Annotated in this window: 15 protein-coding genes and 1 pseudogene; 4 read left to right on the top strand and 12 right to left on the bottom strand. The window is 72.2% G+C overall.

All coding sequences use genetic code 11. The annotated features are described in order from the left end of the window. Positions 1-25: 25 nt before the first annotated feature. The 4 genes from ACZ6I3_RS27490 to ACZ6I3_RS27475 form a co-directional block, all read right to left on the bottom strand. Positions 26-1,456, bottom strand: a complete 1,431-nt coding sequence (locus tag ACZ6I3_RS27490; RefSeq protein WP_469418194.1) for an Nramp family divalent metal transporter — start codon at positions 1,454-1,456, stop codon at positions 26-28. Between the two features lie 119 nt (positions 1,457-1,575). Next, positions 1,576-2,529 carry a phosphoglycerate dehydrogenase gene (locus ACZ6I3_RS27485; RefSeq protein WP_469418192.1) on the bottom strand — a complete coding sequence of 318 codons (954 nt, stop codon included), beginning with the start codon at positions 2,527-2,529 and terminating at the stop codon, positions 1,576-1,578. Beyond that, positions 2,529-2,696: a hypothetical protein gene (locus tag ACZ6I3_RS27480; RefSeq protein ID WP_469418190.1), complete on the bottom strand. Its 168-nt coding sequence runs from the start codon at positions 2,694-2,696 to the stop codon at positions 2,529-2,531. The genes ACZ6I3_RS27485 and ACZ6I3_RS27480 overlap by 1 nt, the downstream gene beginning before the upstream one ends. A gap of 29 nt (positions 2,697-2,725) precedes the next feature. After that, positions 2,726-3,706 (bottom strand): aldo/keto reductase, encoded by a 981-nt coding sequence (locus ACZ6I3_RS27475; protein WP_469418189.1) that lies wholly within the window; start codon positions 3,704-3,706, stop codon positions 2,726-2,728. Between the two features lie 300 nt (positions 3,707-4,006). Between ACZ6I3_RS27475 and ACZ6I3_RS27470 the strand changes: the two genes are divergently transcribed. After that, on the top strand, positions 4,007-4,873 hold the full coding sequence (locus ACZ6I3_RS27470) for an endonuclease/exonuclease/phosphatase family protein (RefSeq protein WP_469418187.1): 867 nt from the start codon (positions 4,007-4,009) through the stop codon (positions 4,871-4,873). Here the strand turns inward: ACZ6I3_RS27470 and ACZ6I3_RS27465 are convergent. The 5 genes and pseudogenes from ACZ6I3_RS27465 to ACZ6I3_RS27445 form a co-directional block, all read right to left on the bottom strand. After that, positions 4,861-5,776: pseudogene (locus ACZ6I3_RS27465) on the bottom strand (ABC transporter substrate-binding protein). The gene ACZ6I3_RS27470 and the pseudogene ACZ6I3_RS27465 overlap by 13 nt on opposite strands. 14 nt (positions 5,777-5,790) lie before the next feature. Beyond that, positions 5,791-7,305 (bottom strand): aromatic amino acid ammonia-lyase, encoded by a 1,515-nt coding sequence (locus tag ACZ6I3_RS27460; RefSeq protein WP_469418185.1) that lies wholly within the window; start codon positions 7,303-7,305, stop codon positions 5,791-5,793. A gap of 128 nt (positions 7,306-7,433) precedes the next feature. After that, complete coding sequence (locus ACZ6I3_RS27455; RefSeq protein WP_469418183.1) at positions 7,434-8,927, bottom strand: tryptophan 7-halogenase; 1,494 nt, start codon at positions 8,925-8,927, stop codon at positions 7,434-7,436. After that, positions 8,924-16,930, bottom strand: a complete 8,007-nt coding sequence (locus ACZ6I3_RS27450) for an SDR family NAD(P)-dependent oxidoreductase (RefSeq protein ID WP_469418181.1) — start codon at positions 16,928-16,930, stop codon at positions 8,924-8,926. The genes ACZ6I3_RS27455 and ACZ6I3_RS27450 overlap by 4 nt, the downstream gene beginning before the upstream one ends. 82 nt (positions 16,931-17,012) lie before the next feature. Continuing rightward, positions 17,013-17,522, bottom strand: coding sequence for a DinB family protein (locus tag ACZ6I3_RS27445; protein ID WP_469418180.1), 510 nt, complete (start codon positions 17,520-17,522; stop codon positions 17,013-17,015). Between the two features lie 439 nt (positions 17,523-17,961). On the opposite strand from ACZ6I3_RS27445, the gene ACZ6I3_RS27440 reads away from it, so the two are divergent. Beyond that, positions 17,962-18,909 carry a glutathione S-transferase C-terminal domain-containing protein gene (locus ACZ6I3_RS27440; RefSeq protein WP_469418178.1) on the top strand — a complete coding sequence of 316 codons (948 nt, stop codon included), beginning with the start codon at positions 17,962-17,964 and terminating at the stop codon, positions 18,907-18,909. A 263-nt stretch (positions 18,910-19,172) separates the two neighbouring features. Beyond that, a complete protein-coding gene (locus ACZ6I3_RS27435) occupies positions 19,173-19,598 on the top strand; it encodes a hypothetical protein (protein ID WP_469418177.1) in 426 nt (141 codons plus the stop codon). Between the two features lie 63 nt (positions 19,599-19,661). Here ACZ6I3_RS27435 and ACZ6I3_RS27430 read toward each other — a convergent pair whose 3' ends face one another. Continuing rightward, entirely contained in the window at positions 19,662-21,170 is a 1,509-nt protein-coding gene (locus ACZ6I3_RS27430; RefSeq protein WP_469418175.1) for an MFS transporter, read from the bottom strand. A 145-nt stretch (positions 21,171-21,315) separates the two neighbouring features. Between ACZ6I3_RS27430 and ACZ6I3_RS27425 the strand changes: the two genes are divergently transcribed. Further along, positions 21,316-21,987 carry a TetR/AcrR family transcriptional regulator gene (locus ACZ6I3_RS27425; protein ID WP_469418173.1) on the top strand — a complete coding sequence of 224 codons (672 nt, stop codon included), beginning with the start codon at positions 21,316-21,318 and terminating at the stop codon, positions 21,985-21,987. A 99-nt stretch (positions 21,988-22,086) separates the two neighbouring features. On the opposite strand, the gene ACZ6I3_RS27420 is transcribed toward ACZ6I3_RS27425, so the two are convergent. After that, positions 22,087-22,956: a 3-hydroxybutyryl-CoA dehydrogenase gene (locus ACZ6I3_RS27420; protein WP_469418172.1), complete on the bottom strand. Its 870-nt coding sequence runs from the start codon at positions 22,954-22,956 to the stop codon at positions 22,087-22,089. Then, on the bottom strand, positions 22,953-24,551 hold the full coding sequence (gene aceB, locus ACZ6I3_RS27415; protein ID WP_469418170.1) for a malate synthase A: 1,599 nt from the start codon (positions 24,549-24,551) through the stop codon (positions 22,953-22,955). The genes ACZ6I3_RS27420 and aceB overlap by 4 nt, the downstream gene beginning before the upstream one ends. Positions 24,552-24,571 lie beyond the last annotated feature (20 nt).

Here is a 24,571-nt window from a genome sequence, read left to right as displayed (position 1 = left end):
GCGCACCAGGAGAGGCGTCGCTGGTTCAGTCGCCCGGTGTGAGACCCAGCGTGTCGAGCACCCCGTACACCCCGAGGAAGAGAATCGCCGCGCTGCTGAGGACCAGGGCGGCGGTCATCCAGGGGTTGGCGCGGAAGCGGGGCGGGACGCCGGTGTAGCGCAGGCGCCAGACCGCGATCACGACGGCGAGGAGGAAGATGCCGCCGCCGATGCCGCCGATCTGCACCATCAGGACCGGGGACTGGACCCACAGGAAGAAGCACATCCACACCGGGGGCAGGCACCAGGTGAGGATCCGGATGGTGCGGGTGCGGACGCGCATGTCGTTCCAGTCGATCGCGCCGAGCAGACCGAGGGTGTTGGTCCACAAGCGCGGGACACTGGCCGACGAGGCGACGGTGACCGAGAAGAGCACGGAGATCGCGCCGGCCAGGAAGAGGTACTTGGCCCAGGGGCCGAGCGTGTCGGTGTAGCTGTGCGACAGCGTGGTGATCATGTCGTTGCCCTCGGGCACCAGGCCCTGCGGATGCAGCACGGAGGCGCCGATCACGTAGAAGGACAAGGTGCAGATGGTGCACACGAACCAGGCGACGCCCACATCGAGACGCATGACCTTGAGCCAGCCCTCGGCGCGCCGGGCGCGCTGCTCGGTCCCGTCGTCGGGACCGGTCCAGCGGGCGTAGCCCTTCTCGAGGCACCAGTAGGTGTACGTCGTCATCTCGTCGGCGCCGACGCCGGTGATGCCGAACATCGCGAGGGCGATGCCGACCGTGCCGGCCGGGATCTGGAAGCTGAGCCCGTCGGCGAGCTGCTCGGTGCCGTACCCGTAGGCGGTCAGCGGCAGGGCGAGCGCCAGGCCGACAGTGATCACCGTCTTGAGCGTGATGCCGATGACCTCGGCCCGCTCGACGACGTGGTACTTGCCCGTCTGGAGGATGAGGATGGCGGCGGTGGTGACGATCACGGCCCAGATCGTGAGGGACGTGCCGCTCAGCGACCCGCCGTGGATCGGGAAGAGGATGGAACAGGCGGCCGCGGTGCCGCCGATGATGCCGCCGCGCTGGAACATCTTGGCGAAGTCCATGCCGATCCACAGCCAGTTGATCCAGCTGAGGCGGCCGATGCGGGGTCCGACGTCACGGAAGCCGTCCAGCGCGGGGCGGCCGTTGAGGATGGTCCAGCGGGCCAGTTCCATCTGCACCCAGACCTTGACCGCGGTGGAGATGATCACGAGCCACAGCAGGGCGAAGCCCGCCTTCGCACCGAGCGAGGTGGTGGTGATCAGTTCACCGGAGCCGACGACCGCGGCGGACAGGATGAGCCCGGGGCCGAGGTGGCGCAGGCGGCCGCGGAAGGTGTCGGGGGCCGGGCGGGCGTCTTCGGCGCGCAGCGCGTACGGGTCGGGCTGCGCGGGGGGCGGCGTCGGGGCGGCGCCGTCGGTCGACGTGATGGCCATGTCAGGTCCTAGGGATCTTCCGGCGTCGTCACCGGTATCCGGTATGGGGACAGAGGTGTGTCGTGGTGCGTGGCGTGGGAGCGGGTGGTGGGGGCCGGCCGGCCTGGAGGTGATGGGGTTCAGCGGGCCTGGTGGTGTGGCGCCTTGCCTGCCAGTACGCGGACGACGTCCTCGGCCACCATCGCGCCCATGGCCTGGTTGGCCTCCGGGGTGCAGGCAGCCATGTGCGAGGTGAGGAGGGCGCGGGGGGCCTCGCGCAGAGGGTGGTCGGCGGGCAGGGGCTCGGTGCTGAAGGCGTCGAGAGCCGCGGCACCGAGGTGCCCGGAGCGCAGCAGGGCGGCGAGCGCGCTCTCGTCGACGAGGCCGCCGCGCGCCGCGTTGACCAGGATCGCGCCCGGCCGCATCGCCGCGAGCCGGGCGGCGTCCAGCAGCGGCGTGCCGGACGGGTCGGGCGGGGTGTGCAGGCTGACGGCGTCGGCGCGGGCCAGCAGGTCGTCCAGGGCGGCCGGTTCGGCGCCGTGCGCGCGGACGTCGTCGACGGGGACGTACGGGTCGTGCGCGAGCACGTGCATCCCGAAGGCGTGGGCATAGCCGGCGAGCAGACGGCCGATGCGGCCGAAGCCGACGATGCCGAGTGTCCTGCCGTGCAGTTCGGGGCCGAACAGCTTCGGCCAGCCACCCGCCGCCACCGCGGTGTGCGAGGCGGTGAGGGAGCGCGTCGCCGACAGGAGCAGACCGAAGCTGTACTCGGCCACCGCACGGGAGTTGCTGCCCGGAGCGCACACCACCGGGATGCCGCGGGCGTGGGCGGCGGCCACGTCGATGGTGTCCACGCCGACGCCGTGTTTGGCGATCACCTTGAGGCGGGGTGCGGCGTCCAGTACCTCGGCGGTGATGGAGTCCATGCCGACGATCAGGGCGTCCGCGTCGGCGGCGTGGGCGAGGAGTCCGGCGGTGGGCAGGGCCGCGTCGGCGCAGGGGCGGAGCGGTCCTGCCCCGTTCTCCTCGAGGATCTGCCAGGGGCGCGCCGAGTGCCGCGCGAAGGTGGGCGTCGTGATCAGCGTGGTCGGCATCAGCGGGCTCCGCCGCGCGCGGTGCCGAGGTGGGACGCGGCGATCTGCCGGAGGCGGGCCAGGCGTTCGGCGGCGGTGGGTGAGTCGAGCAGGGACCAGTAGCCGATGAGCTGTTCGCGGGCGCGCAGGGCGGTGGTGAACTCGGCTGGGGTGCGGCCGGTTGCCATGAGGATCTCCGTAACAGTCAGGGTGGGGGTCAGCGGTTGTAGGCGGGCATCGGGCCGCGCAGGCGGGCGCCGACCTCGTCGCAGGCCGCGGTGACATCGGCGGGCAGCGGGCCCGCGGCAGCGGCGGCGATGTTGGCGAGCAGGTGCTCGGTCCTGGAGCCGCCCAGGAGCAGGGCGTCGGTGGAGGGGCGCTCCAGCAGCCAGCGCAGGGCCAGATCGGTCAGCGGCAGGCCCGCCTCGGAGGCGATCCGGGCCAGGTCGGTGACGGCGCGGAACAGGTCCTCGTTCCAGTAGCGCTGCCGGTACATCGCGGCCAGCCTGGAGTCGCCGAAACGGCCGCTGTCCGGGGCCTGTTCGAAGGTGTGACGGCCGGTGAGCAGGCCGCCGCCGAGCGGGTTGTAGACCATTGTGGCGAGGCCGGTCACGGCGGCGTACTCGACGTACTCCTCCTCGATACGGCGCGCGAGGAGGTTGTGCAGCTGCTGGGCGATCACCGGACGCGGGGCTCCCACCTCGTCGGCCGTGCGGGTGAGTTCGGCGATCTGCCAGGCCGCGAAGTTGGACACGCCGAGCGCGCCGATCTTGCCCTCCCGCACGAACTCGGCGACGGCCGCCAGGGTTTCGGCCGGCGGGGTCGCACGGTCCGGCTGGTGCAGATAGAACAGGTCGACGTGGTCGGTCCCGAGCCGCTTGAGGCTGCCCTCCAGCGCGGCCCGCAGTCCGGCGGGCGACAGGGGCGCGTGGTCGCCCTGGTCGGGGTGCGGGATGCCCGCCTTGGTGGCCAGCACGATCCGCTCCCGGCGGCCCGGCAGCAGCTCTCCCAGCAGTCGCTCGCTGTCACCACCGGCGTAGCCGTTGGCGGTGTCCACGCCCGTGACGCCCGCGTCCAGCGCGGCGTCCAGCATCGACGCGGCCGACGCGCGGTCGACGGTGTCGCCGAAGGTCATCGTGCCCAGAACGAGACGGGACAACGGGACGGGGACGTGCGGGAGTTCGATGCCGACGGTCACGACGTTTCCTTCCGGGACGGGACGTGGGCGGGATGCGCGTCTGAAGTGCGCCTGGTGCGCGAAATGCGCAAGTGGCGTCGCCATCCGCGGGTGGCAGGTGTCAACGCCAGGGGAACGCTCGCATGGCTGCGCGAATCGCGCAAGAGGTCTCGCGCGCTTCGCGCACTACTGGTCATCATCCGAGCCGGGTCGCCCCATGCCCTCCACTGAAGGATCAGAAGTCTGTGTCGCCGACAGCCCCGTCCCATAACCTCGTGCGTGGAGACGTCGGATGCCACATGTGTCCGCGTGGAGGAGGCGATGGTGCTCGTCAGGGGTACGCGGTTGCTCGCGGGCGCCGTGGTCGTGGCCTGCATGGTGCTGGTCGGACCCAGCGCACCGAGCGGTGCCCTCTTCGGCAGGTCGGTGCCCGTCGATGCTGTCAGGGATGTCGTACCGAACCGGGTCATGACGTGGAACATCTGCAACCCGTGCGACGCCAGCAACGTCGGCCGGGCCGCGGAGATCGCCACCTATGCGCCTCAGGTCATCGGCCTGCAGGAAGCGTGCGTGCGGGACGTCGAGAGGATTCGGGAGTACCTGAAGAGCCTGCACGGGCTGGAGTACCACGTCGAGTACGGGACGGTTCTCCAGGACTGGGGCCGCTGCGGGGGAGCGCCGTGGAATCCGGGAGCCTTCGGCCAGGCGCTCCTCTCGGCCGCACCGATGACCGACTCCGACAAGGTGGAATACCCCGACGGAGGATCCGAAGACCGTGGGTACATGGCCGTCACCACCATGGTGGGTGGCCAGCCGGTCCGGGTCTTCAACACCCACCTCGCACAACGACGTCAGGAAGCGGTCCGGGCGGACCAGGCCCGCGTACTCGCCGCGGACGTCGCCCGGCACGACCGCGCGATCGTTCTCGGCGACTTCAACGCCGTGCCGGACGCTCCCGAACTCGCCCCGATCTGGGCACTGGCCGCCGATACGGACCCCGAGTGCCGTCCCTCGTCCTCCGGCACCTGCGAGACGACCACCGACTGGCACAGCAAGTTCGACTACGTCTTCCTGCGGGGCATCGCCCCGCTCAAGCACCGAGTGCGGACCACCCCGTACTCGGACCACGACCTGCTGCACACCGACGTGGATCCAACCTTCACCGAGGGCCCGGCTCAGCCGGTGTGAAGGATCCGAAAGCGATCGGATTCCGCCGGATCTCGATCAACGACCTGGACGGGCGGCCCGGCCCATTGCCAGACGCTGATGCCCGGCGTGCGCGTGAACCGGATCTGACCGCGGGTGCCTTCGGCTGCGACACGCGGCCATGATGCGGCGATGCGCCGCCGGTCCGTGCCGTGCGCACGCAGGACATCGGCGAGGACGGCGACCGTGTCGCAGGAACGGGATCCCGGCGCCGTCGTCGTCCAGCAGCGTCGCCCATTCGGCGAATTCCGGTTGTCCGGCGGGAGCACCGATCATGATTGCGGCGAGGCGCCGGTCGCGGCGGACGGACCGGACGATCGGCACGGCCGGCTCCGGTGACCGACCAGCAGCAGGAGGGCTGTCGCGCGATGGTCGACGAGTGCGTCGCACACGGCCGTGGGGGTGAGCGCGCTCATGTCGAGTTCGATGACGGTGCTACCGCGTGGAGCGAGGCGGTCCCGCAGTACGCGGGTCCCGGACGCCCAGTAGACACTGGGCTGGGTCGCCACGGCGATGCGGGTGTGGCCCGCGCCCGGGAGGAAGTCCGCGTAGACCTGCCAGCCACGTGACTGCGGCGGGGACAGGCGCGCTACCCATTCCGCAGAGGAACGGCAGGCCGACGGCGTCGGACCTGGTGGCAGCGGCGCGGGCGACGACGCTGTGATATTCCCCTGCCACGGCCGCCACGCCCAGGCCGGCCAGCTCGTCCACGGCCGCCGCGGCCCTCCGCGGATCAGCCTCGGTGTCCCGGACCACCAGCTCGAGCGGTCTCCCGGCGATCCCGCCGGCGTCATTGACTTCGGATACGGCCAACTCGAGTCCCGCGAGCAGGTGGTGGCCCGCCTCGGTCCAGCCGGGCCGAGTCAGCGGAACGAGTGCGCCGATCCGTACGGGTGACCTCACGCGCCTTTCCTCCAGATGTCCGTGAACCGGTCGAGCAGAGCGGCCGCCGCCGTCACATCGTCCGTGAGCGGCCGGTCGGCATGGTCCTCGTCGAGCACCGATCCGGCGAGTTCCAGCGCGTGGGCCACCGGCAGGCCCGGCTCGGGCCTCAGGCCGCGCTGGCGCAACGCCCTTACGGCGGCGACGAGTTCGCAGCCGACGACGAGCCGGTACGCGCCGCAGGCGCGCAGTGTCTGGCGTGCGGCCAGGGAGGCGAAGCTGGCCTGTTCCTCGACGCCGCGCGAGAGGACGGCGTGGCCGAGCGACGCGGGCGCGGAGAACGCCCGGAGATCGCCGAGTGCGGCCCCGGCGGCGTACTCCAGGATCATCACGCCGGAGGAGGCGGGCTCCTGGTCGGAGAGGAAGGGGCGCAGCCGGGTGTAGGCGGGCTCGTTGAGGGTCGCGAGGCGGGACGTCGACAGGCGTGCCACCTGCGCCAGCGACAGCCGGAAGTGGTCCAGGGCGAGGCCGAGCTGGGCCTGGTAGAAGCCGCCGTGGTGGTAGGCGGCCATGTCCTCGGGAAAGATCAGCGGGTTCTCGGCGGCCGCGTTGATCTCGACGGCGACGACCTCTTCCAGGGCGTCCGCCGCGTCGTGGGCCGGTCCGTGGATCTGGGGCAGACAGCGGAAGCCGTACGGGTCCTGGAGACGGTCCAGCGGTGGGGTCGGACGATCGGCCGCGCCGATCAACTCCCGCATACGGCGGGCGACGTCGGCGCAGCCGCGATGCGGACGGGCGGCGTGTACGGGAGCGGCGTAGGCCTCGTGCGAGCCGTCGGTGGCCAGCAGCGACAGCGCGGCGACGACCTGGGTGGCCTCCAGCAGCCCGCGCAGCTCGTGCAGGGCGAGGGCCGACTGGCCGAGGGTGAGGGCGTTGCTGCTGATGGAGGCCAGCGCGTCGTTGTTGTCGAGCGGCAGCGGCTCCGGCGGGGTGCCCCCGCGCCAGGGATGCTCCCCTGCCAGGGCCAGCCCCGCCTGCGCCAGGGCCGCGATGTCGCCGGTGCCGACCGAGCCGAACTCGTTGACGACCGGGTACGCCCCGCTCTCCAGTGCCTCGCACAGCGCCGTCACGACGGTGGGCCGCAGCCCCGCGCCTCCGGCCAGCAGCTGGTTGGCCCGTACGGCGAGCATCGCGCGTACCTGACGGGCGGGGAGCTCCTCACCGATGGCGCCGGCGTGGCTGCGCAGCAGCCGCAGACCGTGCGCGGCGTCCGCCCCGGTGGGTACGTCCTCGTTCCGTTTGGCGCCGACGCCGGTGGAACGGCCGTAGACGCGGCCGGTCGCGGCGATCTGCCGGGCGGCGTTCCAGGACTCCTCCATGCGCAGCATCGCCTTGCTCAGAGGAGTCGGCCGCGCGGTCCCGGAGGCGAGCCGCGCGACGTCCGCCACACCGAGACCGGTGCCGTCGAGAGCGACGAGAGCCGAGCTGTGGTCGACACCCCTCGGAGTGCCAGGAGCGTCCGGAGTGTCCACAGTATGAGACGAGATCAAGCCCAAACACCCCTCGATCCAGGCAGTTGACCGCTATTCATGCAGAAAGAACTCTGCATGAGGCTATGCATCCGGGCAAGGGGTGTCTCGCGGCGGTGACCACGTGATTCCTACGGCTCAGGTTCGACCCAGGACAGACCGTCCTCCGACGCCACCAGGCCGCCCGGCCGCAGCGGGGCCTCGTCCTCCAGCGGGCCGCCGAACAGCCCGCGTTCCTGCAGCACGGTCCCTTCCTGGAACACTTGCCGGAACGTCTGCGACTCGTAGAGCGGGTTGCGCAGATCGCCGGCGTCCGGAAGGCGGCGCACCGCTTGCTCGAAGTCGTCGGCGGCCGCGGTCAGCCGTTCGCCGGCCGGTCCGGCCCCGGTGAGTGACGCGTCGCCGGACGCCAGACCGCCCACCAGCTCGACGAACGCCTCCAGTTCGGTCGTGCCGACACTGGTGACCTTGCGCGCCTTCCAGAAGTACGACCGCTCGTCCTGGTGCATGTCGTAGAAGGAGACCAGGAACTCGTGGAACAGGCTGTACTCGTGCCGGTAGCGGGCCTCGAACTCGGCGAACAGCCGTTCCTCGTCCAGCGTTCCGGCGAGGCAGCCGTTGAGGGACCGGGCGGCGAGCAGTCCGCCGTACGTCGCGAGGTGCACACCGCTGGACAGCACCGGGTCGACGAAGCACGCCGCGTCTCCGACGAGCGCCATGCCGGGCCGCCACAGCCGCGACTTCCAGTACGACCAGTCCTTGCGGACACGGACCTGGTCGTAGGGCGCCTCCGTGGCCCGCGGGACGCCGTCGAGGAGGTCGCGTACCTCCGGGCAGGCGTCGATCAGCCGGCGCCAGGCGGTCGCCGGGTCCCCCTGGACGGCCTCGGCGTTCTCGCGGGCGACCACGGCTCCGACGCTGGTCAGGTCGTCCCGGAGCGGGATGTACCAGATCCAGCCCTCGTCGAAGGCGGCGCAGAAGATGTTGCCCTCGTTCGGTGCCGGGAGCCGAGCGCCGCCGGCGAAGTAGCCGAACACCGCGATGTTGCGGAAGAAGTCGGAGTGGATCCGCTTTCCGCCGACGTGCGGGTGGATCCTGCTGCCGTTGCCGGAGGCGTCCACGACGTACCGGGCGCGGGCCTCGCGGATCTCCCCGTCGGGGCCGGTCCAGCGCACCCCGCGGACCCGCTCCTCGTCGGCGAGTACGCCGGTCACACGGCAGCCCTCCCGTACGTCGACCCCGACCCGGCGGGCGTTGTCCAGGAGGATCGCGTCGAACCGGGACCGCTCGACCTGGTAGGCGAACGAGGTCGGGTCGGCCAGCCGCGGCGACAGCGCGAAGGAGAACTGCCAGGGGTCCCGGTTGCGGCCCCAGCGGAACGTGCCGCCGCGCTTCGTCTTGAAGCCGGCCCGCGCCATCTCCTCCTCGACACCGAGGATCCGGCACACCCCGTGCACGGTGGAGGGGAGCAGGGACTCGCCGATCTGGTACCTCGGGAAGGTCTCCTTCTCGACGAGGAGGACGCGATGGCCGTGCAGGGCGACGGCCGCCGAGACGGTGGACCCGGCCGGGCCGCCACCGACCACGATGACGTCGACGTCCTGCGGGCGATGGGCCGGACTCACTGGTCTCCCTTCGTCGTGCGCGCGTCGATCCAGGTGCGGACCGCCGACGCGGTGGTCTCCGCGTGTTCTCGCATCATCGTCAGATGGTCGCCGGGGACGTCCGCGATCTCGTGTGCCGTGGGCCAGGACGTCCGCCAGTGGTCCGCGTCGGCGGAGGCCGCCATGGCGGGCGTGGGCCGCAGCGCGCGCACCAGGAGCGTGGGCGTGGCGACCGGCTCGGGCTCCCAGTCGAGGAAGATCCGGTTGTAGGCACCGATCGCCGCCAGGGCGCTGTCGTCGTCCCCGGTGAAGAGGGGCTGTCCGGTGTCCTGCGGCGGCGGGGCGCCCAGGGACAGCAGCCAGCCCTTGCCGCTGTTCTCCGGAGTGATGTGGTAGGTGTCCAGCAGCACCAGACCGGCCGGTGTGCGGCCCATGTTCTCCAGCCGCTGGGCCACCAGATGCGCCACATTGCCGCCCGCCGAGCGTCCTACGAGCACGAAGGGCCCGTCCCCGACGTGCCGCAGTACGTTATCGGCCTGCGTACGCGCCAGCGCGGCACGGTCCTCCGGTACGGCGGCACCGGCGCCGATCCCGGGATGCGGGAACTCCAGGACGTCCAGGGCGCCTTGGAACGCGCGGTGGAAGCGGGGGAAGTCTCCGCCGTCCGACGCGAGCGAGGGATGGTAGGCCGGGATGTAGACGACCGTCGGCTTTCGCGAGCCGGAGCGGCCGTGGGAACGGCGGATCGGGGGCAGCGCGTGTTCGCGACCCCGGGCGGCCGGGAACGTGGGCAGCGCCCAGGACGCGGTGACGAGCAGGTGCATCGCCGCCACCGGTTGGCCGGCGGCACTGACCGCCCGGAACAAGGAGGCCAGGGTGTACGCCTGCCGCCCGGCCTCCGCGGACCCGGCCGCCTCGGTGGTCTTGGTGACCTCGTGGGCCTCGGGGGCCGTCGTGGTGGCAGGTTCGCCGTCCAGCAGGCCGAGCAGATGGCGTGCCAGTTCCTCGGCCGTGCGGTGCTCGAACACCACCGCGGCCGACAGCCGGAGCTTCAGCGCGATGCTGAGCCGGTTGCGGATCTGGACGGCGGTGAGGGAGTCGAACCCCAGGTCGGCGAGGCTCTTGCCGGCCGGGAGGGCGTCGGCGTGCGGGTAGCCGAGCACCGCGGCGACATCGGCCCGCAGCAGCTCCACGAGCGCCGCCTCCCGCTCACCGGGGGACACGGGGGCCAGCCGCTTCCGCCAGGATCCCGGCTCCAGCATCTGCCCGGAAGACCCCGCGGAATCGGAGGGCGTCCCCGCGACGGTCGGCCGGTTCTGGCGGACGAGCCCGCGCAACGGCGGTGGCAGGTGCCCCGTCCCGGACCGGAGCGCCGCCCGGTCCAGCAGGATCGGCGCCAGGACCGGCTCCGTCGCACGCAGCGCGGCGTCGAACAGGGCCAAGCCCTGCTGCGTCGACAGCGGCAGGAGCACGTCACTCGCCTGTGGGTGCTGTGGGTGCCGTGAGGGCAGCCCCGCCGCCATGCCGTCGGTGTGTTCCCACGGGCCCCACGCCAGCGACACCGCCGGGAGCCCCTCGGCGGCACGGCGCTGGACGAGGGCGTCGAGGAACGCGTTCGCTGCCGCGTAGTTGCCCTGGCCCGCCCGGCCCAGCAGACCGGAGACCGAGGAGAACACGACGAACGCCGAAAGGTCCATGTCCCGGGTCAGCTCGTGCAGATGCCAGGCCGCGTCGGCCTTCGGCCGCAGTACCGCCGCCATCCGCTCGGGGGTCAGCGAGTCCAGCACGCCGTCGTCGAGGACCCCGGCGGCGTGCACCACCGCGGTCAGCGGCGTCTCGCAGCGCTTGACCACCTCGGCCAGGGCGGCACGGTCGGCCGCGTCGCAGGCGACGAGGGTGACCCGCGCTCCCGACTCCTCCAGCGCGCCGCGCAGTTCCCGGGCTCCGGGGGCCTGCGGCCCACGGCGTCCGGTCAGCAGCAGATGCCGTACGCCGTGCTCGGCGACCAGATGGCGTGCCAGCTCCGCGCCCAGGGCGCCGGTGCCTCCGGTGATCAGCACCGTGCCGTTCGCGTCGAAGGGAGCCGCTTCGCTGGAGACATCACCGGCCGCGACCAGTCGCGGAACCGTCACCTGCCCCTCTCGCACCCGGAGTTGCACCTCACCGGTGGCGATCGCCGACGGCAGCATCCGCAGCGACTCGGGCCGTCCGTCCACATCCACCAGGACCACACGACCGGGCAGCTCCGACTGCGCCGCACGCACCAGCCCCCAGACCGCCGCACCGGCCAGGTCCGGCACCGGCCCGGTGGCATCCCGCGTCACCACCACCAGCCGGGAGCCCGCCGACCCCGGATCGCCCTGCCAGTCCTGGAGCGTCCTGAGCACGCGGCCGGTCAGCTCGTGGACGGCGGCGAGCTGACCGGTGCCGGTCGCACGGGCCAGGGCGGAGACGGCGACGACTTCGGGGTTCCCGGCGCCGGGCAGGAACTCGGCGAGGTTCAGCTCGTCCGGCCCGCGTACCACCCAGCCGCGCTCATCTGCGGCGCCGGAGACGTCGAGGCCGGACCACTCAGGGCGCAGCAGAGCCCTTCGTACGATGTCGTCCGTCACGGCGTGCGTCATGTCGCCCCGGTCGGCCGGGAGTTCCCTCGTGGTCAGCGAGTCCACGCGTGCCACGAGCCGGCCGGACGGGTCGGCCAGGGTCAGCGACACCGTGTCCGGGCTCGTCGGCGTCACCCTGACCCGCAACTCGGTGGCGCCCGAGGCATGCAGGCTCACGCCGTTCCAGGCGAACGGCACGCGCACCGGGCTCGTCCCGGCGGACGCGGCCAGCAGCGGCGCGTGCAACGCGGCGTCGAACAGCGCCGGATGGAGTCCGAAGCGGCCCGCTTCCGACGCGTGCGACGCGGGCAGCCCGACCTCGGCGAAGACATCGTCACCGTGCCGCCAGACCGTGCGGACCCCCTGGAAGGCAGGCCCGTAGGCCAGTCCGGCGTCGGCGAGAGCGGTGTACGCGTCGGTGAGGTCCACCGCCTGGGCGCCCTGGGGCGGCCACGCGGTCAACTCGTCTCGCGTACGGCGACCCCGGCCCAGCTGCCCCGTGACATTCCTGGTCCATGAGGCGTCCTCGGTGGAATCCTCCGGCCGGGAGTAGACGTCGACCGTTCGACGGCCGGAGTCGTCCCGCGCACCCACCACGACCTGGACCCGCACCCCCGAGGCCCCGGGCAGGGTGAGCGGCGCCAGCAGCACGAGGTCCTCGACCGTGCCGCAGCCCACCTCGTCACCCGCCCGCACGGCCATCTCCACGAACACCGTCGCCGGCACGACGACCTTCCCGGCGACGACATGATCCGCGAGCCATGGGTGGGCCGCGAGGGACAACAACCCGGTCAGCACCGTCCGCTCGGTCTCCGGCACCGGGAACGCCGGGCTCAGCAGAGCCCCGCCGTCGGCCACTGCCGGGGACGTGGCGTCCAACCAGTACCGCTGCCGCTGGAAGGCGTACGTCGGCAGCTCCACGCGGCGTGCGCCGGAACCCGCGTACACCGCCGCCCAGTCGACAGCGGCCCCGGACACGTGCAGCCGCGCCAGGGCCGACAGCAGCGTCTCCGGTTCGTACGCTCCGCTTCGTGTCGCCACGGCGAGAACGGAGCCGGTCGTGAGCGCCTCGGGCAGACAGTCGGTGGCCGCCGCGGTGAGGGCGGGACCCGGACCGAGTTCCAGATAGGCGGAGACGCCGTCGTCGGCGAGCCGGCGCACGGCGTCGGCGAAGCGCACGGGCAGCCGGACGTGCCGCGCCCAGTACTCGGGCGAGGACAGCTCCGCGGGCTCTGCGGGTCGGCCCGTCACGGTGGAGACGATCGGGATGCGAGGGGCTCGGAAGGTCAACTCACTTGCTATGAATAGGAATTCGTCAAGCATCGGCTCGACCAGGGGCGAGTGGAAGGCATGACTCACCCGCAGCCGTACGGCTCTGCGGCCCCGCGCCTCGAAGCCGGCCGCGACGGCGAGCACCGCCTCCCGCGCGCCCGAGATCACCACGGAACGGGGCCCGTTGACGGAAGCGACGGCCGCCTGAGCCCCGAACTCCGCGAGCGCGGCGACGACTTCCTCCTCGGTCCCGTCCAGCGCCACCATCGCGCCGCCGTCGGGCAGTGCCTGCATCAGGCGGCCGCGAGCGGCGACGAGCCTCGCCGCATCGGGCAGATCGAGTACGCCGGCGACATGCGCGGCCGCCAGTTCGCCGACCGAGTGGCCCACCAGCCGGTCGGCTCGCACGCCCCACGACTCCAGCAGCCGGAACAGCGCCACCTCGAAGGCGAACAGTCCGGCCTGGGCGAAGTCCGTACGGTCCACCAGCGCCGCCTCCGGCGAACCCGGCTCCGCGGACAGCACCGCGCCGAGCGGCTGGGGGAGCCGGTCGTCCAGGTACCGGCAGACCTCGTCGAAGGCGTCGGCGAAGACCGGGAAGACGGCGCGCAGTTCGGCGCCCATCCGGGGACGCTGGGCGCCTTGCCCGGTGAGCAGGAAGGCCGTACGGATCTCCGGGTCCGCCAGTCCTCGTACGACTCCTGGTGCGTCCCGGCCCTGCGCGAGCGCGCTCAGCGCGTCAAGAGCGCGGGTCCGGTCACCGAGTGGCACGATCGCGCGATGGGGGAGGGCGGAGCGCGTTACCGCCAGCGAGTAGCCGACGTCGGCGGGCGACAGGCCGGGCCGGTTCGCCACCTCGGTCGCGAGCCGGCGGGCCTGGGTGCGCAGGGCGGGTTCGTCGGCGGCCGAGAGCAGCCACGGCACGGGCGGTGCCGCCACCGTCTCCCGGGAGACCGCCGTGTCCCTCTCCGGCGCCTCCTCCAGAATCACATGCGCGTTGGTCCCGCCGATCCCGAACGCCGACACCCCCGCGCGCCGCGGCCGGTCCGAGGCAGGCCAGGACCGGGCGTCGGTCAGCAGTTCCACGCGGCCCGAGGACCAGTCGACGTGCGGTGAGGGCGAGTCGGCGTGCAGCGTCCGGGGCAGTTCACCGTGTCGCAGGGCCTGCACCATCTTGATGACGCCGGCGACTCCGGCCGCCGCCTGAGTGTGCCCCAGGTTGGACTTGACCGACCCGAGCCACAGCGGCTGCTCGCGGCCCTGTCCGTACGTGGCCAGCAGGGCCCGCGCCTCGATGGGGTCGCCCAGCTTGGTGCCGGTGCCGTGGGCCTCCACCGCGTCCACGTCACCGGCGCGCAGGCCCGCGTCCGCCAGCGCCCGTGTGATCAGCCGCCGCTGGGCCGGCCCGTGGGGCGCGGCGAGCCCGTTGGACGCGCCGTCGGAGTTCACGGCGGAGCCGCGGAGCACGGCCAGGACCGGATGGCCGCCCCGCCGGGCGTCGGACAACCGCTCCAGCAGGACGAGGCCCACGCCCTCGCCCCAGGCCGTGCCGTCGGCCGCCGCCGAGAACGACTTGCAGCGCCCGTCGGGCGACAGCCCGCGCTGCCGGCTGAACGCGAGGAACGGCTTGGGCGTCGCCATCACCGTGACCCCGCCGGCCAGCGCCAGCGAGCACTCGCCCGAGCGCAGCGCCCGCGCCGCCCAGTGCAGCGCCACCAGCGAGGACGAGCACGCGGTGTCGACCGTGATCGCGGGACCGCGCAGACCGTAGACGTACGAGATCCGCCCGGAGGCCACGCTGCCCGCCGAGCCCAGCCCCAGATGGGCCTCCAACTCGTGGGAGCGGCCGAAGCGGGCGGAGTAGTCGCCGTACATCACGCCCACGAACACGCCGGTGTCGCTCTCACGCACCGACGCCGGATCGATTCCGGCCCGCTCCCACACCTCCCAGGACGTCTCCAGCAGCAGCCGCTGCTGCGGATCCATCGCGAGCGCCTCGCGCGGCGAGATCCCGAACAGCCCGGCGTCGAACTCCGCCGCCCGGTGCAGGAATCCGCCGTGTCGCGTGTACGACGTGCCGATCCGGTCGGGATCGGGGTCGTACAGGGCCTCCAGGTCCCAGCCGCGGTCGGTCGGGAACTCCGAGATGGCGTCCCGCCCCCGCGTCACCAACTCCCAAAGATCCTCCGGTGAGTTGACGTCACCGGGATAGCGGCAGCCCATGGCGACGATCACGACGGGGTCGTCGTCGGGGGACCGGTCCTGACCACCGTACGACTTGGGGCGTGCTCCGGACTCGGCCTCGAAGAGCGCCACGCGCAGGTGGCGGGCGACCTCGGCCGGTGTCGGGTGGTCGAAGACCAGTGTCGACGGCAGGCTCAGGCCGGTCAGCTCGCCGAGCCGGTCGACCAGTTCGACGACGCCGACGGACGTCATGCCGAGATCGCTGAAGGGGCCGGCCGTGTCGGGCAGATCGCCGGGCGCGCACCGGCAGATCTCGGCCGTTTCGGTGAGCACCGTTTCGCGGAGCGCGCGTTCCTGGTCGTCGGGCGAGAGGCCCAGGAGCCGCTCGCGCAGGGCGGTATGAGCGGTGTCGGCCGTGGCCGGAGCCGGGACGGCCAGCGCGTGCCGGGCGATCTTGCCGGACGCGGTGCGCGGGACGGCGGCGATCTCGTGGATCTCGGCCGGCACCTTGTAGTCGGCCAGGAGGGTCCGGCACTCGGCGAGCACCTGCCGCACGTCGAGTCCGTCCGGCCCCGGTACGACGAAGGCGACCGGCACCTCGCCGAGCACGTCGTGCGGCACCCCCACGACGACGGCCTCGGACACGCCCGGACACTGCGCCAGAACCTGTTCGATCTCCGTCGGGTGGATGTTCTCACCGCCGCGGATGATCAACTCACTGACCCGGCCGGTGAGCCGGAGATGACCGTGCTCGACGCGGCGGCCCAGGTCGCCTGTGCGGTACCAGCCGTCCCGCAGCGCGGCGGCCGTCGCCTCGGGCTGCCCGTGGTACCCGGCCATCAGGCTCGGCCCCCGCACCCAGACCTCGCCCTCGGCCCCGTCCGGGACGTCCTCGCCGCCGCGCGGGTCGACCAGACGTACGTCCATGCCGGGGACGGGCCTCCCACAGGAACCCTCGACTCCGGGCTCGTCGGGACGGTTCACCGCGATCATGCCGCAGGTCTCGGTACTGCCGTACGCGTCGAGCAGTTGCGCCCCGAGGGTCTCCTCCACGGCCGCGCGCAGAGCGGGACCACTCGGCGCACCGGCCACGACGCACATCCGCAGCGCCTGCGGTAATTCACCCGCCGAGTCGACCAGTTGGTGATACGTCGTCGGCACACCGGCCAGCATGGTGAAGGGCCCGCCGAGCCCCTCGTGCGCCGTGAGCAGTTCCTGCCGCAGCCCGCCCGGCGGCAGCAGCTCACCGGCGATCCGGGCACTCGCGCCCACAGCGGTCACGCCCAGGATGGCCAGCGAGTGGCTGAAGCTGTGGAACAGCGGAAGCGGCCAGAGCAGCCGGTCGTCGGGCGAGAGGCCGAAGACCGGGGCGTAGCAGGCGGCCACCGACCACAACGCGGCCCGCTGCGTGGACAGCACGCCCTTGGGCCGGTGCGTGGTGCCCGAGGTGTAGAGCATCCAGGCCGGATCGTCGAGCCCGAGCAGGTCGATCTCCGCGGACGCGTCGCTCCCGACCGCGCTCAGGAACAGCTCGGCGCCGTCCGGGGCCGGGCCGCTCCCGGTGACCAGGACGCCCAGGCGGTCGTACGGCGTTCCCAGGCGCCGCAGTCGTGCGAGACGCGCGGCGTCGGTGATGACGAACTCGGCACCGCTGTCCTGGAGGAAGTGGACCAGCTCGGCGTCTGAGGACCGCGGATTCAGCGGGACGCCGACCATCCCCGCGCGCAGCACGCCGAGGCAACTCTCCACCGTCTCCACGCAGTTGCCGAGGCAGATCGCGACACGGTCGCCGCCGCCCAGTGACGTCCGGGTCTTGAGGTACGAGGCCAGTGACCGCGTACGGCGCTCCAGCTCGGCGTAGGTGACGCCGCGCGAGGAGTCGGCGTAGGCGACCCGCTGCCCGGCCACCTCGGCGTGCCGCCGCAACAGCTCCGGCAGCGGCCGGATCAGCTCGTCACGCGTCATCTCTCCGCCTTCCAAGTCCCTCGCGGTGCAACGATGTTGACCCTACGGGACCCGGGGGCGGCGCCCGGGTCGGCGCTCCGGATCAGCCGTGGCGCGTCGCGTCGCCGAGGATCTGCTCCCGAAGGATCTCGGCGTGGCCGCAGTGCTGAGCCAGCTCACGCAGCGTGTGGAGGTAGACCCAGCGCAGCGGCAGCGGGCCCCGGCGGTTGCCTCGCACGAGGTCGTCCAGCGTCAGCTTCTCCGTGGCTCGGCGGGACTCCGCGCACGCCTGCCGATGAGCGCCCTGGACCGAGGCGACAGTGTCGTCGTCGTGGAGGTCGAACGACTCATCGGGTGTGTCGGGAATGCCGATCTCGCTGCGGGACCGGCAGGTGATCGCCTCGTCGAACCAGACCTTCTCGACGAACGTGGCGTGCTTGACCAGCCCGAGCAGCGTGGTCTTGGACGGGACCAGCGAGCGGCGCGCCTGCTCTTCGGTCAGCCCGTCCAGACTGTCGTGCAGCGCGGACCGATGCTCATCGAGGAAGATCTCGAACTGATCGCGGAACGCCGCGTGGAAGACGGTGGGTTCTGTCGTCGACTGGAAGACCATGACCGCAACGATAGGTCGCTCGGCCTCTCGCCGTACGAGGGCCTGAACAGGGCGGGCCGTTCGCGTGAGGGACGGTCCCGCTCAAGGGAGCAGCCGCGGCACGTGCAGGCCCTCTTGACGTGGCGGGAAAGCCGCCTGACACTCCAGAGCAGAGATCCCTAGTGCATCGGTAGGAAATGATGGAGCGACTGGAGCCGCCCGCCGACCGCGCGTCGCGCGCGGGCCGGTGGTGCCTGCTCCTCACCTCCCGCCGGCACATCGATCTCCTGCGCGTCTGCAGCGCGGCGAGCCCCCTCCGCTGAACCGGCGGCGCCCACCGGCACCGCACCCCCGCCGCGCACGGGTATGCGCCGACGCCGCCGCGCACCCGTCCCCATGTGCGCCGCCCGCCCGCCGCACCTCCTCGCACCAGAAGCCGGACCCGGACCCAGGGAGACACATGCCCGCCGCACCCCTGACCACCGTCCCGTCCCTCCCCTCACCGCCGCCGTTCCGGGGCAGGATCGGCTGTGACGCCAACAGCGGCTACTACCCCGCGCCGCGCCGCTACCGTCTCCACCTCTCGCCGTCCTGCCCCCACTGTCTGCGGATCGCCATCACCCACAGCCTGCTCGGCCTGGAGGACACCCTCCCGGTCGTGCTGCTGCCGGCCCTCCCCGACCTGCCCGACGGCGGACACTCTGCCCTGAGCCCCTTGTACGAGGCCAGCTCGCACCGGCATCCCGGACCAGCCCTCGCACCGGTGCTGAGCGACACCTGGACCGGGCGGATCGTCACCACGCACCCCTCGCACATCCTGAGGGACCTGGCCCGGCGCTTCGGCGACGACGGCACCGACCGGCCCGTCCTCTACCCGCACGGCGCGGAGGAGGAGACAGAGGCCGTCGAAGGTCTCTGTGACCACAACATCAACGAGGCCGCACAGCAGGCCGGACAGGCCGACACCGACGCCACGGCGCGCCACACCGCCCTCGGCTCCCTCCTCCGGGTCCTGGGCTCACTGGAGTGGCGCCTCGCCGACCAGGACTTCGTCCTCGGCGACGAACTGACCGCCGCCGACGTGCGGTTGTGGGTGGCCCTGGTCCAGCTCGACACCGTGCACCGGCTGCATCTCGACGCCGCCGCGGTCCACCGCGTCGCCGACCATCCGCACCTGTGGACCTACGCCCGACGGCTTGCCGCCCACCCCGCCTTCGGCCGCCATCTCGACCTGGACGGCATCGCCCGCAGGCACCACGCCCATTGCCAAGGGCTGGAGGCCGCGGGGGCGGCGGTCCAGATCCTCGACTGGGCCGTCCACATCGCGGAAGGGCCCGCTCGGCAGGGCCCGAACTCTTTCATGGAACCGCAATACGCCCGCCACCTTCGTCCGCCCAACCCCGCCTAATCTGCGACGACATGGGGCCCGCCATACCGGAACGTGGCGGGCCCCGTGCTCTCCTTGTCCGCACCTCCCCTCTGCACTTGCCGTGGCGCTGGACGGCACGGGCCGGCACCCGGCGGCATGGCGTGAGCCGGGCGGCCGGCTCTCCTCCCGAGCCGCTCACACATTTGGCGGCCCTTCGCGAGAAGGGACTGCACAGAGCGGTCGAGGATGGACACGACATACGCGGCAGCACAGCTGGCCGCTCCGCCGGAGGAGGCATGTACATGCGCCGTGCAGGTTTCGTCGTCGCCGCCACGACCGCGCTCACGCTGGGGACCGCCGGCCAGGGCTGGGCGGACACCACCAGTGGCGACATCACCACCAGTTGGGGGGACCGGACCCGCGTCCAGGTGACCTGGGTCGACCGGAACTCCTTCCACCACGGCGCCCTGGCCGTCACCGACCAGACCTGCGACGACCGCTCCCTCTACGCCACCCTCACCCTCCAGACCGGCTCCGGCGCCGCCCACACCCTGGGCGACAACCACAACACCGACGGCTGCGGCACGACCGCCGACTTCCACGACATCGCCGCCACCGACCCGAGCGGCATCAGAAGCCTCACGATGACCCTGTGCCGCAGCGCACCCGGAACGCCCGACGAGTGCGAGACCGGGTACATCGCCGTGAATCCCCATTACGGCTCCTGACGCAACACCGCTCTCGCCGGCCGGCCCCTCCGGCAGGTCGGGGCCGGACGCCCCGAGCGGGCCTCACATGTGCACCACGGGCGCCGCGTCGGGGTCGGTGGCCGGTGCGCCGCGCCGGTAGAGGATGACGCTGATGACCAGACCGGCGGCGAAGAAGGCGGCCGACCACCAGTAGGCGGTGGAGTAGCCCTCCAGCCCGGCCTGTGCCAGGACGGCGGGGTCCTTGGGGTTGCGGCCTGCCAGGTAGTCGGTGACGGCGCTGGTGGAGAGGGTGTTGAGCAGCGCCGTACCGAGGGAGCCGCCGACCTGCTGCATGGTGTTCACGGCGGCGGAGGCGACACCGGCGTCCTCGGCCTTCACCCCGGCCGTGGCCAGGCTCATGGCCGGGGCCATCACCAGGCCGAGGCCGAGTCCCGCCACGATCAGCGGGGGCAGGATGTCGGTGGCGTAGCCGCTGCCGAGGCCGAGACCGGTCAGCCACGCCATGCCGGCCGCGGCCAGGCCCATGCCCAGCGGTACGACCGCCTTGGGGCCGAGGCGGGGGATCAGGACGGTGGAGGCGAGCGTGGAGGACAGCATGAGCGCGCCCACCATCGGCAGGAAGGCCAGTCCGGTCCTGATGGGGGTGTAGCCCAGGCTCTGCTGCAGGTAGTAGGTGAGGAAGAGGAAGACACCGAACATGCCGGCGCCGGTGATCAGGATGGAGACGAAGGAGGCGCCGCGGTTGCGGTCGAGCAGGACCCGCAGGGGCAGCAGGGGGTGCGTGGCGCGGGTCTGCCACCAGGTGAACGCGGCGAGCAGGACGGCACCGGCGACCAGGAAGCCCCAGGTCCGCACGGAGCCCCAGTCGTGGCTCTCGGCGTTGGAGAAGCCGTAGACCAGACAGAACAGGCCGCCGGAGACGAGGACGGCGCCGGGGATGTCGATGGTGGCGCTCTTGTCTCGGGTGGAGCGCTGGAGCAGGAGCATGCCGCCGACGAAGGCGACAGCGGCGAAGACCAGATTGACGTAGAGGGTCCACCGCCAGTCGAGGTGCTCGGTCAGGAAGCCGCCGAGGAGCAGGCCGATGGCGCCGCCCGCGCCGGCGATGGCGCCGTACACGCCGAAGGCCTTGGCGCGTTCCTTGGCGTCGGTGAAGGTCGTGGTCAGCAGGGACAGGGCGGCCGGGGCGAGCAGAGCACCGAACAGGCCCTGCGCGGCACGCGCGACGATGAGGACCTCGAAGCTGCCGGCGGCACCTCCCAGCGCGGAGGCCCCGGCGAAGCCGACCAGGCCGACCAGGAAGGTCGTCTTTCGGCCGAACAGGTCGGCTGTGCGTCCGCCGAGCAGCAGCAGGCTGCCGAAGGCGAGCGCGTAGGCGGTGACGACCCACTGCCGGTCCCCGTCGGAGAAGCCCAGATCCTTCTGGGCCGAGGGAAGCGCGATGTTCACGATCGTGCTGTCCAGCACCACCATGAGCTGCGCCAGCCCTATGACGGCGAGGATCCACCAGCGATGCGGCGATGACGCTTCGGCCGACGGTGGTGAGGACACGGTGGCCGCGCCGGCCGTGTGGGTGGAGGTCTTGGGCATGACGGAACTCCGGAAGAAGTGGCCGGACTGGCTGACACCTGTCAGATTAGTCTGAATCTGACAGCCGTCAAGTAAAATGGTGGAGGGTCCCTAGGATGGCCCGGAGCACAAGCAGCGCAGAGCGCAAGCAGCGCAGGACGCACGCATGGAGGCAGTCGTGGGAGCAAGAGCCGAATCCGCTCGACGGCCGGGGCGCCCCGGCGCGGACACTCCCGCGGTCCCCACGGAGGAGAGCATCCTGCGGCGCGGGCTCGAGGCCTTCGCCGAACTGGGCTACGACCACGCCTCCGCGCGCGAGCTGGCCCGCCGCCTGGGCGTCAGCCACAACTTCATCAACGACCGGTACGGCTCCAAGGCGGCCTTCTGGCGTGCGGTGGTGGACCACGCGCTGGGAGCGCAGCTGGCGCGTCTGCCGGAGGTTGACGACACGGTCGACGACGCCGAGGCCCTGCGGCGGATCATCACCGGCTTCTACCGGACCGCCGTGGACGAGCCGTTGATCGGACGGCTCTTCGTCGGCGAGTTCACCCGGGACACCGAGCGGCTGGACTACCTGTACGAGCACTACATCGCGCCGACCCTGCAACTCATGGCGCCCGGCATCGAGCGGCTGGTGGCCGCGGGGCGGATGGCGCCCGTCCCGATGGACGTGCTGTTCTTCGCGGTCGTCCCGCCCGTCTCGGGAATGGTGGAGGTCCCGCTGGCGCGCCGCCTCGGCCGGCCCGACGACGCCTCGCCGGAACAGCTCACGGCCACGGCGGAGGCACTGGCGACGCTGGTGGTCAACGGACTGCTGGCGTCCGGACCGGCGACTTGATCCGACGCCGACCTGCCGGGGCGGGAAGCGCCGCACTCGCGCTTCCCGCCCTCCCCTGTGACACCCCGCGGGCCCCTCAGCCCGCGTCGTACCAGGCCCTCAGTCCTGGACGTAGGTGTGGAACCCCCGCCCGGTCTTCCGGCCGAGCAGCCCCGCCTCCACCATCCGCTGGAGCAGCGGGGGAGGAGCGTAGAGGGGATCCCTGAACTCGTCGTAGAGCGACTCGGCGATCGACGCGACCGTGTCGAGGCCGATCAGGTCCGCGAGCCTCAGCGGGCCCATCGGGTGGGCGCAGCCCAGTTCCATGCCGGTGTCGATGTCGGAGGCGGTGGCGAAGCCGGACTCCGCCATGCGGACGGCCGAGAGCAGATACGGGATCAGCAGGGCGTTGACGACGAACCCGGCCCGGTCCCGGGAGTGGATGACCGTCTTGCCGAGCGCCTCGGTCGCGAAGTCCTGTACGGCAGCCACCGTGCGGGGCGAGGTGTGCAGGGAGGTCACGACCTCGACCAGCGGCAGCACGGGGACCGGGTTGAAGAAGTGCAGGCCCACGACCCGGTCCGCGCGGCCGGTCGCCCTGCCGAGCCGCATGATCGGGAGGGAGGAGGTGTTGGTGGCCAGCACCGCCTCCGGATCCTCGACGATCTTGTCGAGGGCGCCGAAGATCTCCGTCTTGGCGTCGGGGTTCTCCACCACGGCTTCGACGACCAGCTGCCGGTCGGCGAGATCCTCCAGGCTGCCGGTGAACGACAGACGGGCGAGCGCGTCCCGGGCGGCGGGCTCCTCCAGCTTGCCGCGCCGGACCGCCCGGTCGAGCGACGCCGTCACCCGTTCCCGGGCGGCCCGGGCCGCCATCGCGTCCACTTCGCAGACCGTGGTGTCGAGCCCGGCCCGGGCGCACACCTCGGCGATGCCCGCCCCCATCTGCCCGCCGCCCACCACTCCGACGCGCCGGATCCCGCCGCTCACGCCCCGGCCTCCGTCCGCTTCACCAGGTGCCGCGTGTACGCGTCCGGGGTGAAGAACAGCGGCAACTCGCCGGTCATCGCGGTCCGTTCGAAGAGGGCGCGGATGTCGTCGACGGGTGCCCACGGGTACTCGGCGCCCAGCGCGGTCACCTCGTCGTCGAGCAGGCGCAGCACCGTCTCCCGGTCGATGACGCGGTGCCGCAGCCACTGCCAGATCTGCACCCGGGCGATCTCGGCGGTCGCCGCGTCCTCCATCAGGCCGTACAGCGCGACGGCGCCCTGTCCGCGCAGCCAGGCGGCGAAGTAGCGCAGTGCGACGGCGATGTTGGTGCGGACGCCCTCGGCGGTCGGCGGCCCGCTGATCCGGCGCACCGAAAGCAGGTCCGCCGGAGTGACCTCCACGTCGTCCCGCGTGCGGTCGAGCTGGTGGGGGCGTTCGCCGAGGACGCCGTCGAAGACGTCGCGGCAGACGGGGATCAGCCCGGGATGGGCGACCCAGGAGCCGTCGAAGCCGTCCTCCGCCTCGCGTTCCTTGTCGAGGCGGACCTTGGCGAGGGCGGCCTCGTGCGCGGCCGGGTCCTTGCCGGGGATCTCGGCGGACATGCCGCCGATCGCGTGGGCCCCGCGCCGGTGGCAGGTACGCACGAGCAGCTCGGTGTAGGCGCGCATGAAGGGCGCGGTCATGGTGACCTTGGCCCGGTCGGGCAGCAGGAAGTCGGTGCGGTGGCCGAAGGTCTTGATCAGGCTGAACAGGTAGTCCCAGCGGCCCGCGTTCAGCCCCGCGCTGTGCTCGCGCAGCTCGTGGAGGATCTCCTCCATCTCGAAGGCGGCGGTGATCGTCTCGATGAGGACGGTGGCGCGGACCGTGCCCCGGGGGATGCCGAGCAGGTCCTGGGCCAGGACGAAGACGTCGTTCCAGAGGCGGGCCTCGTAGCGGTTCTCCAGCTTCGGCAGGTAGAAATACGGGCCGTGACCGGCGTCGATCTGCCGCTGGGCGCAGTGGAAGAAGTACAGCCCGAAGTCCACGAGGGCGGCGGGCACGGGCCGGCCGTCGAACTCCAGGTGCTCCTCGTCGAGGTGCCAGCCACGGGGGCGGACGACGATGGTGGCGAGCTGTTCGCGGTCCTTGAGGCGGTACTCCCTGCCCTCGGGGGTGGTGAAGTCGATCCGGCGCTCGATGGCGTCGAGCAGATTGAGCTGGCCGCCGACGATGTTGTCCCACGTGGGGGCGGTGGCGTCCTCGAAGTCCGCCAGCCAGACCTTGGCACCCGAGTTCAGGGCGTTGACGGTCATACGGCGCTCCGGCGGGCCGGTGATCTCCACCCGCCGGTCGGTCAGGCCGGGCGCCGGAGGCGCGACGCGCCAGGACGGGTCCGCGCGGACGGCGGAGGTGACCAGAGGGAATTCGAGCGGGGAGCCGCTCGCCAGGCGCAGGGCCTGCCGGCGGCGCTCCTTCAGCAGCGACCGCCGGCGCTCGCCGAAGGCCGCGGCCAGGTGGCCGACGAAGTCGAGGGCGGCGGGCGTGAGGATCTCGTCGTGCCGGTCGCCCGGAGCCGCGAGAACGCGGACGTGGTGGGTCAGTGCGCTGGTGGACATGGGTGCTCCTGAGGGAGGGA

This window comes from Streptomyces sp. NPDC041940 (genome assembly GCF_055589465.1).
The sequence above is the reverse complement of the archived record's forward strand: the minus strand, read 5'-3'. Positions and strand labels throughout refer to the sequence as shown.

Excerpts from the sequence above, each read along its gene's own strand:
- ACZ6I3_RS27440 (WP_469418178.1), top strand. The coding sequence starts at position 17,962 with ATGCCCGCCGCACCCCTGACCACCGTCCCGTCCCTCCCCTCACCGCCG.
- ACZ6I3_RS27435 (WP_469418177.1), top strand. The coding sequence starts at position 19,173 with ATGCGCCGTGCAGGTTTCGTCGTCGCCGCCACGACCGCGCTCACGCTG.
- ACZ6I3_RS27490 (WP_469418194.1), bottom strand. The coding sequence starts at position 1,456 with ATGGCCATCACGTCGACCGACGGCGCCGCCCCGACGCCGCCCCCCGCG.
- aceB (WP_469418170.1), bottom strand. The coding sequence starts at position 24,551 with ATGTCCACCAGCGCACTGACCCACCACGTCCGCGTTCTCGCGGCTCCG.
- ACZ6I3_RS27470 (WP_469418187.1), top strand. The coding sequence starts at position 4,007 with ATGGTGCTCGTCAGGGGTACGCGGTTGCTCGCGGGCGCCGTGGTCGTG.
- ACZ6I3_RS27485 (WP_469418192.1), bottom strand. The coding sequence starts at position 2,529 with ATGCCGACCACGCTGATCACGACGCCCACCTTCGCGCGGCACTCGGCG.
- ACZ6I3_RS27425 (WP_469418173.1), top strand. The coding sequence starts at position 21,316 with ATGGAGGCAGTCGTGGGAGCAAGAGCCGAATCCGCTCGACGGCCGGGG.
- ACZ6I3_RS27445 (WP_469418180.1), bottom strand. The coding sequence starts at position 17,522 with ATGGTCTTCCAGTCGACGACAGAACCCACCGTCTTCCACGCGGCGTTC.
- ACZ6I3_RS27450 (WP_469418181.1), bottom strand. The coding sequence starts at position 16,930 with ATGACGCGTGACGAGCTGATCCGGCCGCTGCCGGAGCTGTTGCGGCGG.
- ACZ6I3_RS27480 (WP_469418190.1), bottom strand. The coding sequence starts at position 2,696 with ATGGCAACCGGCCGCACCCCAGCCGAGTTCACCACCGCCCTGCGCGCC.
- ACZ6I3_RS27430 (WP_469418175.1), bottom strand. The coding sequence starts at position 21,170 with ATGCCCAAGACCTCCACCCACACGGCCGGCGCGGCCACCGTGTCCTCA.